Source organism: Streptomyces sp. NPDC002835, assembly GCF_053591995.1.
This window is the reverse complement of the sequence record NZ_JBSFUW010000022.1, coordinates 108,175-120,947: the sequence shown is the minus strand read 5'-3', so window position 1 is coordinate 120,947 and position 12,773 is coordinate 108,175. Positions and strand designations below refer to the sequence as shown.

The 12,773-nt window shown below is 71.1% G+C and carries 8 protein-coding genes and 1 pseudogene; 5 read left to right on the top strand and 4 right to left on the bottom strand.

The genetic code is table 11. From position 1 onward, the window contains the following. Positions 1-102: 102 nt before the first annotated feature. Positions 103-1,848 (bottom strand): BCCT family transporter, encoded by a 1,746-nt coding sequence (locus ACWD01_RS23245; RefSeq protein WP_451164707.1) that lies wholly within the window; start codon positions 1,846-1,848, stop codon positions 103-105. Positions 1,849-2,069: 221 nt separating this feature from the next. Then, positions 2,070-2,444: pseudogene (locus tag ACWD01_RS23240) on the bottom strand (M14 family zinc carboxypeptidase); the annotation flags it as partial. 303 nt (positions 2,445-2,747) lie between these two features. Here ACWD01_RS23240 and ACWD01_RS23235 point away from each other — a divergent pair. After that, the gene (locus ACWD01_RS23235) at positions 2,748-3,773 is read left to right on the top strand and encodes a LacI family DNA-binding transcriptional regulator (protein ID WP_451164698.1); all 1,026 of its coding nucleotides are present in this window, start codon (positions 2,748-2,750) and stop codon (positions 3,771-3,773) included. Positions 3,774-3,836: 63 nt separating this feature from the next. On the opposite strand, the gene ACWD01_RS23230 is transcribed toward ACWD01_RS23235, so the two are convergent. Further along, positions 3,837-6,620, bottom strand: coding sequence for a glycosyl hydrolase (locus tag ACWD01_RS23230; RefSeq protein ID WP_451164697.1), 2,784 nt, complete (start codon positions 6,618-6,620; stop codon positions 3,837-3,839). 235 nt (positions 6,621-6,855) lie between these two features. On the opposite strand from ACWD01_RS23230, the gene ACWD01_RS23225 reads away from it, so the two are divergent. The 4 genes from ACWD01_RS23225 to ACWD01_RS23210 all read left to right on the top strand — a co-directional run bounded on the left by ACWD01_RS23225 (position 6,856) and on the right by ACWD01_RS23210 (position 11,846). Next, positions 6,856-8,160, top strand: coding sequence for an ABC transporter substrate-binding protein (locus ACWD01_RS23225; RefSeq protein ID WP_451164696.1), 1,305 nt, complete (start codon positions 6,856-6,858; stop codon positions 8,158-8,160). A 281-nt stretch (positions 8,161-8,441) separates the two neighbouring features. Continuing rightward, the gene (locus tag ACWD01_RS23220; protein WP_451164695.1) at positions 8,442-9,413 is read left to right on the top strand and encodes a carbohydrate ABC transporter permease; all 972 of its coding nucleotides are present in this window, start codon (positions 8,442-8,444) and stop codon (positions 9,411-9,413) included. Further along, a complete protein-coding gene (locus ACWD01_RS23215) occupies positions 9,410-10,318 on the top strand; it encodes a carbohydrate ABC transporter permease (protein WP_451164694.1) in 909 nt (302 codons plus the stop codon). Before ACWD01_RS23220 ends, ACWD01_RS23215 begins: the two co-directional genes overlap by 4 nt. Positions 10,319-10,448: 130 nt before the next feature. Beyond that, the gene (locus tag ACWD01_RS23210) at positions 10,449-11,846 is read left to right on the top strand and encodes a GH1 family beta-glucosidase (RefSeq protein ID WP_451164693.1); all 1,398 of its coding nucleotides are present in this window, start codon (positions 10,449-10,451) and stop codon (positions 11,844-11,846) included. On the opposite strand, the gene ACWD01_RS23205 is transcribed toward ACWD01_RS23210, so the two are convergent. Continuing rightward, complete coding sequence (locus ACWD01_RS23205; RefSeq protein WP_451164692.1) at positions 11,821-12,696, bottom strand: oxygenase MpaB family protein; 876 nt, start codon at positions 12,694-12,696, stop codon at positions 11,821-11,823. The two genes, ACWD01_RS23210 and ACWD01_RS23205, sit on opposite strands and share 26 nt — an antisense overlap. Positions 12,697-12,773 lie beyond the last annotated feature (77 nt).

Here is a 12,773-nt window from a genome sequence, read left to right as displayed (position 1 = left end):
GGCCCGCACCGGGGAGGGCCCGGCCCCCAGGCCGGTGAGCCACTGCCCCAGCTGTACGGCCCACGGCACCGGCCGCGGGCGGAACCTGCGGACGGCCTTCCGTCAGCCCGGCTCCGGTCCGTCCTTGCGGGTCTGCGTGCCCGGGTCCGCCTCCGGCGGGATCTCCGGCTCCTCTGCGGGGATCTGGCCCGCCTCGGGGCCCAAGCCGGGACCGATCCGGATCTCGAACTCGCCCGCGTACTTCTCGTGACCCGCGATCACCGCCGACTCCACCGCCTCCTCCGCGATCTCGCCGCGGACGATCAGCGGGTCCTGGCGCAGGTCGCGCATGAGCGCCAGGCACATACCGATCATGACCAGTACGAAGGGGGCCGCGACCAGGATCGTCAGCTGCTGCAGACCTGCGAGGGCGTCGCCCTTGCCCTCGCCGACGAGCAGCATGACGGCCGCCACGGCCCCGGTCACCACGCCCCAGAAGATGACGACGAGCCGCGCCGGTTCGAAGGTGCCCTGCTGGGAGAGCGTGCCCATCACGATCGAGGCGGCGTCCGCGCCGGAGACGAAGAAGATGCCGACGAGGATCATCACCAGGAGGCTCATCACACCGGCGATCGGGAACTCCTGCAGCACGCCGAAGAGCTGGCCCTCCGGTGTGGTCTCGCCGCCCAGTTCGCCGCGCTCCTCGAGCTTCATCGCCGTGCCGCCGAAGATGGCGAACCAGATCAGGCTGACCGTGCTCGGCACCAGGATGACGCCGCCGACGAACTGACGGATCGTACGGCCGCGGCTGATCCGCGCGATGAACATGCCGACGAACGGCGTCCACGAGATCCACCACGCCCAGTAGAAGACCGTCCAGCCGCTCAGCCACTCCGCGACGTCGCCGCCGCCCGTGGCCGCCTCCGTACGGCCGGCCAGCTGCGGCAGCTCACCGAAGTACGAGGCGAGCGACGTGGGAATGAGGTCGAGCACCAGGATGGTCGGACCGGCGATGAAGACGAACAGGACGAGGATCACCGCCAGCACCATGTTGGTGTTGGACAGCCACTGGATGCCGCGCTCGACGCCGGAGACGGCCGAGACCACGAAACACACCGTCAGGACCGCGATGATGGAGATGAGCAGGCCCGTGCCCGCCCTTTCCATCCAGCCCAGTTCGCGGAATCCGCTGCCGATCTGCAGGGCGCCGAGACCCAGTGACGTCGCGGACCCGAACAGCGTGGCGAAGATCGCGAGGATGTCGATCACCTTGCCCGGCGTGCCCGCGGCCCGCTCCTCGCCGATCAGGGGCGTGAAGACGGCGCTGATGTTCTGCCGCCGGCGGCGCCGGAACGTGCTGTAGGCGATGGCGAGTCCGACGACCGCGTAGATGGCCCACGGATGCAGCGTCCAGTGGAACAGCGTGGTGGCCAGGGCGGTCTGCATGGCGTCCGCGGAGTCGATCGGCGTGGTGCCCGGCGGAGGATCCGTGTAGTGCGCCAGCGGTTCGCTGACCCCGTAGAACATCAGCCCGATGCCCATGCCCGCGCTGAACATCATCGCGACCCACGAGACCGTGCGGAACTCCGGCCCCTCGTGCTCCTGTCCGAGCGGGATGCGGCCGTAGCGGCTGACGGCGAGCCAGAGCGCGAAGACGACGAAGCCCGAGGCGGCCAGGACGAACCCCCAGCCGCCGTGGTGCATCAGGCCGCTCAGCAGGGTGTCGGAGGCGCTCTGCAGCGCCTCCGTGAACAGCGAGCCCCAGAACACGAAGGCGAGCGTGAGGACCGCCGCGATGCCGAACACCACCCGGTCCGTGACAGGTGGTCTGTCCTCGTGCGGATGGCGGCCCGGCAGCGCGGCCTTCACCGGATACCACAGCCGTTCGCCCGGCTTCTGTGGCTTCTCTGCTTCGTGCGACACGGAGGCACCTTCCAGGGATACGCGGAGCCTGAATTCACTCCCCGGTACCCCCTACCACAAGAGTCACACTCGCCCTGGTATCAACAGGCTTCGACCGGTTGAGCCGCAATCAGGTGATAGGCCGCACGGGTGTCGAGGAGCAGCGGCACCAGTTCCCGGTGCGGCTGCCGGGCGAAGGCCAGGTCTCTGACCGTACTGAGGCACGCCTCACGGCCCGCCGGTTCGTCGCCGTGCTGACTGCAGATCAGCAGTACGGTGAGCGGCGCCCGCTCGTTCCCCAGGTGGACGAGGTGCAGCGGCCGGCCCTGCTTGGTCGTGCCGACGCGCTCGTACGACATCCGCGCACTGCCCCGGTCGACCGCGGCGAGAAGCCCCCGCTCCTGCGCCTCGGAGGTCCACCGCGCACCCCCGCTCACCTCGAACCCGGTCCGGGGCACGGCGTGCGCCGCCCGGGCGTTTCCGGTGAGCACCGGCACGGCGAGCGCGACGGCGACAGCGGTGAGCACGAACGTACGGGCGCGGACTCTGACGCCGGCTCGCATCGGCCACCCCTCCCGGAATCGGACACCTCGGACACGCCGCGACGGCGGCCGTCGGCCAGGTGCTCACGGTACGGCTCGACTCCGGACCCGGGAACGGGCAAGCACCGTAAGCCGCTCGTACGCGAGGTCGCCGTCAGAGAACCGCTACCTGACGAGGGTGCCGACCGGGCTCGTGTGCTTCTGCGGGCCGCCTCGATGGAAGCGCTCTCAAGCCGCCTGACCGGGCGGATATCCTGTCCGTGTCAGATCATGTCGCCGACCGGCGCACTGGAACACCACTGGAGCAGACGAGGAGCGCCTCACGTGTCGGAGCAGACCGCTGGGTCCCGCCCCACCCTGGAGGCCGTCGCGGCGCGCGCGGGGGTCTCCCGTGCCACGGCCTCCCGGGTCGTGAACGGCGGCGCGGGGGTGCGCGCGCCGCTGGTCGACAAGGTGCGCCAGGCGGTGGAGGAGCTCGGTTACGTGCCGAACCACGCGGCGCGCACCCTGGTCACGCGGCGCAACGGCGCGGTCGCCGTGGTCATCGCGGAGCCCGAGATGCGGATCTTCTCCGACCCGTTCTTCGAGCAGCAGGTGCGCGGGATCAGCCGTGAGCTCACGGCGTACGACTCCCAGCTGGTGCTGCTGTGGGTGGAGGGCCCCGGGGACCACGACCGGATCGCCCGCTACCTGGGCGGCGGGCATGTCGACGGGGCTCTCGCGTTCTCCCTGCACAACGACGACGAACTGCCCGCGCTGATCGGCAGGACGAAGATCCCCATGGTCTTCGGCGGGCGCCCGGTCTCCGGCTCTGACCTCACCGTCCCGTACGTGGACGCCGACAACCGCGGCGGCGCCCGGGAGGCTGTCCGCCATCTGGTCGCGCGGGGCTGCAAGAACGTCGCCCACATCGCGGGGCCGCGCGACCAGACCTCCGCGCAGGACCGGACCGACGGCTATCACGACGTCCTGGTGGACGCCGACCCCGGCCTGTGCTGCCAGGGCGACTTCACGGAGGAGAGCGGCGCGCGGGCGATGGCGGAGCTGCTGGAGCGCCGCCCGGATCTCGACGGGGTCTTCGTCTCGAACGACCTGATGGCGTCGGGCGCGCTGCGCACGCTGCGGGAGCGCGGACTGCGGGTGCCGGACGACGTGGCCGTGGTCGGTTTCGACGACATGGCCACGGTCGTGGGTACGACGGACCCGCCGCTGACCACGGTGCGCCAGGACATCGAGGGGATGGGGCGGCTGATGGTCCGGCTGCTGATGCGGCTGCTGAACGAGTCGGGCGGCGCGGCGCCCGCGTCCGTGATCACCCCCACCACGCTGGTGCGGCGGGCATCGGCCTGACTCCGATGCCCGCCGCCTGTGCGGTGTCGCGACGGTGAGCCGTGAGCCCCGGCTCAGAGCCCGTCAGTTGTAGGGGATCACCAGGACGGACTTGTCCGTGCCGGTCTGCAGCTTCGAGGTTCCGTTGCCGATGGCGCTCCACACCTCGAGGCGTACGGTGCCGCCGGCCAGGTTGCCCGGGGTGCCCGTGGCCGCCTTGAGGCCGCGCGCCTGCGAGTACTCCTCCCAGCCGGTGACCGGGTCGGTCGCGAAGTAGTGGTACGTCTCGGTCCGGTCGAAGCGGCCGTCACCGGTGAAGTCGTAGCTGATCCGGGCCTGCTGGCCGAGTCCGACCGTGCTGCCCGCGTCGACCTGGAGGCGGAAGGCCGTCGACGCGCCCGACTTGAGCGTGCCGTTGACGCCGCGGATCTCGTAGACCAGCGGCTGGTGCGGGGTGCCGTCGTGGTTGGCGCCGCCGGCGGAGGCGATGGTGTCGCTGCCGGCCGTGCCGCCGGTGGCCGTGGTCAGGGCGCCGCCGCTGCGGAGCTGGAAGGTGTTGCCGGTCGGCGGCTCCGGGTCCGGGTCCGGGTCGGGGTCGCCCCCGCCGGTCCCGCTGCCGGTCGCCGTGGAACGGGCCGGTACGGAGAGGGTCTTGCCGTCGGAGAAGGTGACGGTGCGGGCGGTCGAGCCGTGGTTGTGGGCGGCGTAGGTGCGGGTCGTGCCCTTGGTGAAGACGGCGGAGGTGGGGATGTCACCGGTCACGGTGGCGTCCGGCGCGCCGAGGGTGTCGAGGGTGTTGATCCAGTGGTAGGTGTGCGCCTTCGACTCGCCCTGCTCCGGGGTGTAGCCGGCGTGGCCGGCGTCCCACTTGGCCTTGGCCGCGCCGGGGTCGGCGAGGGACTGGAACTCCCAGAGGATGTCGCGCCATTCGACGGCCGGGCCGCCGTTCTCGCGCTCCAGCTCGGCGATGTTGCGCCGGATCGCGGTCTTCTCGCCGCCGAGGTGCAGCGAGCCGCCGGTCACGGGGAGGACGTTGATGCCGTGGATCTCCTCGGGGTTGGCGGTCCACCAGGTGGCGTAGGCGCCGCCGCTGCCCCACACCATGCCGACCGTGTCGTGGTTGAAGCCGGCCGGGTAGACCTGCTCGTCGGCGTCGAACCAGTACTGGGCGATCGACTCCGACTCGGTGGTCAGCAGGAACGTGCCGAGGTCGCGCAGCGAGGTGTCACCGGTGGCGGAGCCCCACAGGACGAGGGCGGCGCTGAGGTTGGTGGACTCGGAGGAGGACTCCTGGTTGTTGCCGGCGGCGAAGCCCTGGTGCCCGGAGGCCCAGCTGTGGCCGGCGTAGACGTCGAAGCCGCGCAGGAAGGGGAAGGCGGTGTCGGTGCGGCTGGGGTTGGCGGCGTCGCGGACCAGGGTCTTGACCATGCCGCCCCAGGCGGAGTCGGCGGCCCACGCCTGGTCGTACTGGGCGACGATGGCGGCCGCGTAGACGTAGTAGCTGTAGTGGAAGTGGTGGTCGTTGAGTTCGGTGTCGCTGCCGTAGGAGGCCGGGTAGCCGGTGAGGGTCTTCCAGTCCCTGTCGTAGCTGAACTCGCTCGCGCCTCCCGCCGTGAACCAGTCCTGCAGCTTGCCCTTGATCAGGCCGAGGAGCCGGTCGCGGGTGCCGGTCTCGCCGATCTGCTCGGCGACCGGTACGAGCTGGGCGAGGCGGCCGAGCGCCTTGCCGGTCCAGTAGGTGTCGGAGGCTCCGGAGAACGGGTCGGAGGCGTTCACGACCTCGTTCAGGTAGCCGCGCAGTCTGGCGGCGTCGACGCCGTTCGACTTCGGCACCGCGGGCAGCACCGCGGCGGCCTTCTGGCTGGTGGTGAAGGACGCCGACTCGCGGACCTTCATCGTGCCGCGCGGGGAGACGTAGGTGTAGGACGTGAGCGGGTCCGTGGTGTTCAGCCACTGGTGGCGGTAGAGGGCCTGGAGCGTGCCGCGCTCGGTGCCCTCCTTGGCCTCGGTGGTGAGCTGGTAGGTGGCCCGGACGGTGCCGCCGCTGTAGCTCCAGGTGGCCTTGGAGCCGGTGACGAAGCTGTAGGCGTACTTCCGGAAGGTCGCCAGCGCGCTGGTGGACGGCAGTACGGCGACGGAGAAGTAGTCCTTGGAGCCGAGGCCGGCGGTGATCGTGGAGCCGGAGACGTTCCAGTCGCTGCCGGACGGTGCGAACAGGGCGTAGTGGTGTCCGCCGACGGTGATGCCGAGGACGTTGCCCTGGTCGGCGAAGACGGCGGGCGCGGCGGCGGTGGTGATCTGCGCGTTGCCGCCGGAGCCGTTGGCGTATACGAACGGGGAGCCGTGGCCGATGGTGGTGCGCAGGGTGCGGGCGCCGTCGGACCAGTACGGGGTCACCGTCCAGTCGGACCAGTCGTCGGCCTTGGTGTCGGGCGAGTTGAGGCCGGTCAGCCCGATGGTCAGGTCGCGCTTGTGGGCGAACTCGTACTGGCGGCCGTCGCCGACGATCGCGGCGGAGGTCGGGTAGCCGACGTCGAGTCCGCCGGACGTGGCCTGGTAGGTGAGGGGGTGCCCGTACATGGGGGTCGAGTACGGGTTGTCGCCGTAGCGCTGGAAGGCGAGCGAGGACCACCAGTCGTTGGTGGGCACGGGCCGGTTCCTGGCGGCGGCGGTCACCTTGGGGGTGACCGGCGCTCCGGTGTTGGTGGTGGGGCCCGACGTACCGGCGGGGCGGGTGTCGGAATAGCTGCCGGAGCCTACGGGGACGGTGGCTGCGGCCGCCGGTGCGGCGGCCGGGCCGAGGCCGACGACGGCCATGGCTGAGGCCAGGACCAGCGCGGCTGCTGGCCTGGTGCGGGGGGCTGGCATGCGGCACCTCAAGTCATCACGGGACGGGTGGCTGAGAGCGCTCTCAGGTGGCCGAAACGTAAAACCCCTGAAACACATGTGTCAATACATCGAACACGGCGGGTAGTTGGGCCCGAGTCCAAGCCGTTACGCCTTCGAGTCTTGACGAGGCGAGTTCCGGCGGGGCACTCTCCAAGCGCATGTTTGAGAGCGCTCTCAAGCGCTCGTCCCACCCCGAAGCCAAGGGAGGCTTCCCATGCCCATAGCCAGAACCGCCAAAAGGGCTGCCGTCCGTCTCGGTGCCGTCGCGCTCGCCGGGGCACTGCTCGCCGCCTGCGGATCCGGTTCGTCGGACACCGCCTCCGACGGTGAGGGCGGGAAGGTCACGCTCACCGTCGACCTGTTCGGTTCCTTCGGTTACAAGGAGGCCGGCCTCTACGCCGAGTACGAGAAGCTGAACCCGGACGTCACGATCAAGCAGACCGACACCGAGGACGAGGCGGACTACTGGAAGTCGCTTCAGACCCGGCTGGCCGGGGGCGGCGGTCTCGCGGACGTCCAGGGCATCGAGGTCGGGCGGATCGCGTCGGTCACCCAGCAGCAGTCCGACAAGTTCGAGGACCTGACCAAGTACGGCGCGGACAAGCTGAAGAGCCAGTTCGCCGAGGCCAAGTGGGCCGCGGCCACCACCGAGGACGGCAAGGTCCTGGGCCTCGGCACCGACGTCGGCCCCGAGGCCATGTGCTACCGCACCGACCTGTTCAAGCAGGCCGGCCTGCCGACCGACCGCGAGGAACTCGCGAAGAAGTGGTCCACGTGGGAGGGCTACCTCGACCTCGGCAAGCAGTACAAGGCCAAGGCCCCCGCCAAGAGCGCCTGGCTGGACAGCGTCGGCAGCCTCTTCTCCATCATGATCGGCCAGGAGGAGGAGCGTTACTACGACGCGTCCGGCAAGCTGATCTGGGACACCAACCCGGCGCTGAAGACGGCCTGGGACACCTCCGTCAGGGCCGCGGAGAGCGACCTGAGCGCCAAGCTCGACCAGTGGTCGCCGCAGTGGAACCAGGCGTTCGCCGCCGGCTCCTTCGCCACCATCCCGTGCCCCGCCTGGATGCTCGGCTACATCAAGGGCCAGGCCGGTGACAGCGGCGAGGGCAAGTGGGACATCGCCAAGCTGCCCGGCGGCGCCGGCAACTGGGGCGGCTCCTACCTCTCCGTGCCGCGCGCGGCGAAGCACAAGAAGGAGGCGTACGAGCTGATCCAGTGGCTCACCGCGCCCGAGCAGCAGGCCAAGCTCTTCCAGAAGCAGGGCAACTTCCCCTCCTCCACCGGCGCCATCGAGAAGGTCGCGAACGCCACGGACCCGTACTTCTCCGGCGCGCCGATCGGCCAGATCTTCGGTGACGCGGCCAAGGAGGCCCCGGTCCAGGTCCTCGGCGTGCACGACCAGAACGTCAACCAGCAGATCACCAACGCGCTGAACGAGGTCGAGCGCAAGGGCATCTCGTCCGAGAAGGCGTGGGGGAACGCCAAGAAGGGCGTCCAGAACACGATCGGCTGACGCCCACCGCCTCTCGTCCGGACCGGGCCGGTCCGCCAGACCGGCCCGGTCCGGACGAGAAACCCCTTCGGGCCGGTCCGCCGTCACCCGACCCCCGCACCGGACCGGCCCGAAGGCCGCGCTCCCGGATCAGGCGCCCGCACGATCCGGAGGGCGCGGCCGCAGCCCCGTACCGATCCGCCCCCGCAGCCCAGCCCCGTACCGACTCGCCCCGCAGCCCGCCCCGCACCCACTCGCCCCGCAGCCCAGCCCCGTACCGACTCGCCCCGAAGGGCCGCCCCGTGACCCTCACCGCTACCGCGAAGCCGGAGCCGAAACCGGAGCAGGATCCGGTCTCGCCGCCCCGGCCGCCTGCCGTGCGACGTGCCTGGCGCAAGCTCTCGCCGTACGCCTACATCGCCCCGTTCTTCACCCTGTTCGCCGCCTTCGGGCTCTTCCCGCTGATCTACACGGCGTTCGTCTCCCTCTACCGCGTGGAGCTGCAGACCCCGGGCGACATGGAGTGGCGCGGACTGGGCAACTACACCGCGCTGCTGAGCGACGAGTTCTTCTGGACGGCGCTGCGCAACACGTTCACCATCGGAGTGCTCTCCACGGTGCCGCAGCTCGTGATGGCGCTCGGCCTCGCGCACCTGCTCAACTACCGCCTGCGCGGCCGCACTTTCCTGCGCACCGCGATGCTGCTGCCGTACGCGACGTCCGTGGCCGCCGCCACGCTCGTCTTCGCCCAGCTCTTCGGGCGCGACTTCGGGCTGATCAACTACGTCCTGGGCGTGGTCGGCATCGGCCCCGTCGACTGGCAGACCGGCACCGTCGCCTCGCAGATCGCCGTGTCGACCATCGTCATCTGGCGCTGGACCGGCTACAACGCGCTGATCTACCTGGCGGGCATGCAGTCCATCCCCTCCGAGCTGTACGAGGCGGCGGAGGTGGACGGCGCCTCGCGATGGCGGCAGTTCTTCCACGTCACGCTGCCGGGGCTGCGCCCCACGATCCTGTTCACCGTGGTCGTCTCCACGATCGGCGCGACCCAGCTCTTCGGTGAGCCGCTGCTGTTCGAGGGCTCCATCTCCGGCGGCATCTCGCACCAGTACCAGACGCTCGGTCTGTACATGTACGAGCAGGGCTGGGGCTTCTTCCACCTGGGGCGCGCCGCCGCCATCGCCTGGGTGATGTTCGTGCTGATCGTGGTGCTCGTCGGGGTCAACGCCCTGATCGCGCGCCGCCGTTCCCGCAAGGAGGCCGGCCGATGACCGCGCTCGCCGACCCGCCGACGAAGCAGCCGGCCGACCGGAACCGGAAGGAGGCGCGGCCCCGCCGCCGCAAGTCCGGCGCGGGCCGTGTGACGAAGGGCGGCAAGCTCGCCTACGCGTTCCTGATCGCCGCCTTCCTCGTCTCCGCGTTCCCGTTCTACTGGACGATCGTCGCCGCCAGCCGCTCCAACGCGGACCTGGCGAAGGTGCCGCCGACGCTGCTGCCGGGGCCCAACCTGCTCCGCAACTTCGAGGCGGTGCTGGAGGAGGCCGACATCGGCAAGGCCCTCCTCAACTCCCTCATCGTCTCCGGCTCGATCACCGTCGGCACCGTCCTGTGCTGCACGCTCGCCGGTTTCGCCTTCGCCAAACTGCGCTTCCGCGGCCGGGGCGCGCTGCTCGCGATCACGGTCGGCACGATGATGATCCCGCCGCAGCTCGGTGTCATCCCGCTGTTCATGCTGATCGCCGAACTGCAGTGGGTGAACCAGCTCCAGGCGGTGATCCTGCCCGGTCTGGTCTCCGCCTTCGGTGTGTTCTTCATGCGCCAGTACCTGGTGCAGTCGCTGCCGGACGAGCTGATCGAGGCCGCCCGCGTCGACGGCGCCTCCACCGCCCGTATCTTCTGGTCGATCGTGGTGCCCGTCGCCCGGCCCGGCATGGCCGTGCTCGGCATGCTGACGTTCATGGCCGCCTGGAACGACTTCTTCTGGCCGATCGTCGCGCTCTCCTCGCAGAACCCGACCGTCCAAGTGGCGCTGCGCCAGCTCGGCGGCGGCTATGTGCACGACCAGTCCGTGATCATGGCGGGCACCCTGCTGGGCACGCTGCCGGTGCTGCTGGTCTTCGGCCTGCTCGGCCGGCAGATCGTCGGCGGCATCATGCAGGGCGCGGTCAAGGGCTAGGGCCTCTCGTCCGGATCCCGCCGGGCTGTCCGGACGAAAGCCCCCGGGCGGTGTCCGGCCCCGATCAGCCGGACACGGCCCCGCCTTCACTCTCCTCGCTCGACGTCTCACTCTTTGGGAGTTCCACCTCATGACCGCGCTCGACGCACGCCCCGACACCACCACGACGCTCCGGTTCCCCACCGGATTCCGCTGGGGCACCGCCACCGCCGCCTATCAGATCGAGGGCGCGGCGGCCGAGGACGGCCGCACCCCTTCCATCTGGGACACCTTCAGCCGGGTCCCGGGCAAGGTCCGCAACGGCGACACCGGTGACATCGCGGCCGACCACTACCACCGGATGCGCGAGGACGTCGCCCTGATGCGCCGGCTCGGCGTCACCGACTACCGGTTCTCCGTCGCCTGGCCGCGGGTCCAGCCGACCGGCCGCGGCCCCGCCGTCCAGAAGGGCCTCGACTTCTACCGCCGGCTCGTCGACGAGCTGCGGGACGCCGGCATCCGGCCGGTGGCCACGCTCTACCACTGGGACCTGCCGCAGGAGCTTGAGGACGCGGGCGGCTGGCCGCAGCGGGAGACCGCCCAGCGGTTCGGCGAGTACGCGGGGATCATGGCGGAGGCGCTCGGCGACCGGGTGGCCACCTGGACGACGCTCAACGAGCCGTGGTGCGCCGCCTTCCTCGGCTACGGCAACGGGGTCCACGCCCCCGGCCGCACCAGCCCGCTCGCCTCGCTGCGCGCCGCCCACCACTTCAACCTGGCCCACGGCTGGGCCGCGCAGACCCTGCGCGCCGGGCTGCCGGCGGGCTCGGAGATCTCACTGACCCTCAACCTCCACGCCGTCCGGGCCCACACGGACGCGCCCGAGGACCTGGACGCGGCCCGCCGTATCGACGCGGTCGGCAACCGCGTCTTCCTCGACCCGGTCTTCCGCGGCCGGCTCCCCGAGGACCTGGTGCGGGACACCGCGGCGGTCACGGACTGGTCGTTCGTGCTGGACGGCGACCTGGCGGCGGCGGCCACGCCGATCGACTCGCTGGGCATCAACTACTACTCCCCCACCGTCGTCGCCGCGGGCTCCTCCGAGTCGCCCTCGCCGTGGGCCGGCGCCGAGGAGCACGTACGGTTCCTGCCCGCGCCCGGTCCGCGTACCGCGATGGACTGGCCGGTCGACGCCGACGGGCTGCACGAGCTGCTGATCCGGCTGCGCGACGACCTGCCGGGTGTGCCGCTGGTGATCACCGAGAACGGCGCGGCGTACGACGACTACGCCGACCCGTCCGGTCAGGTCCACGACCCGGAGCGGGTGGCCTATCTGCACGCCCACCTCTCCGCCGTGCACCGGGCGATCGGCGAAGGCGCGGACGTACGGGGCTACTTCCTGTGGTCCCTGCTGGACAACTTCGAGTGGGCGTACGGCTACAGCAAGCGGTTCGGCATCGTGCACGTCGACTTCGCGACGCAGCGCCGCACCTTCAAGGACAGCGCGCACTGGTACACGGACGTCATCGCGCGCGGCGGCCTGACCTGAGCCGCTCGGCCCGGCGCGCCTCGCGGGCCAGGGGCAGATAGCGCAGCCGCTCGGGAAGTACGGGCACCACCGCCCGTACGACCCGGGCGAAGCGCCGCAGCCGGCGCTCCTGCGCGCCGGTCCAGGGCAGCCCGATGGCCTCGCGCGCGTCCGGCGGCATCAGCCCGATGGTCATGAACCGGCGGAAGCGGGCGAGCGGAGGGGCCAGCACCGGCCACAGCGCGCGCAGCACCAGCCGGACGGGCAGCGGCCCCCGGTCGGGCGGGGGCACCGGCTGGTCGACGGCGACCAGTTCCCGTACGACGACGGTCGCCTCGAGCTCGTCGGCCAGCACCTTGCGGTAGTACGGCCAGAACTCCTCGATCGTCTGCGGCATGTCCCGGTCGTGGATGCCGAGTATCCGGCCGACCTGGAGCCACTCCGCGTACAGCTGCCGCTCCTCGGCGCCGGTCAGTTCGCGCACCAGGTAGCGGGCGGCGTGCCGGTAGACGGGGAAGCCGGTGGCATGGACCCAGGAGTAGTAGGCCGGGCTCAGCGCGTGGTAGCGGCGGCCGTGCGCGTCCGTGCCCTGGATGGTGCGGTGCAGTTCGCGGAGCCTGCGGCCCTCCGCGGCGGCCGCCTCGCCGCCGTAGATCCAGAGCTGGAGCGAGCGCAGCGACCGCTCGCCGCGGCCCCAGGGGTCGGTGCGGAAGACGGAGTGCTCGTCGACGCCGGCGCCGACGGCGGGGTGGGCGACCTGCATGGTGAGCGCCGCGGGCAGCATCAGCAGGGCCCGGACGTCACCGGCGAGCCCCCAGAGGACGCCTCCGGGCGGCGGCGGCAGGGGTTCGTCGTCGACTGCCCTGCTCATCGGTGTTCTCCCTGGGTGCGGCCGGTCGGTCACCTCCAGTATGCGACCTGGGTGTATCGCCCTGTGCGGCCGCGGCC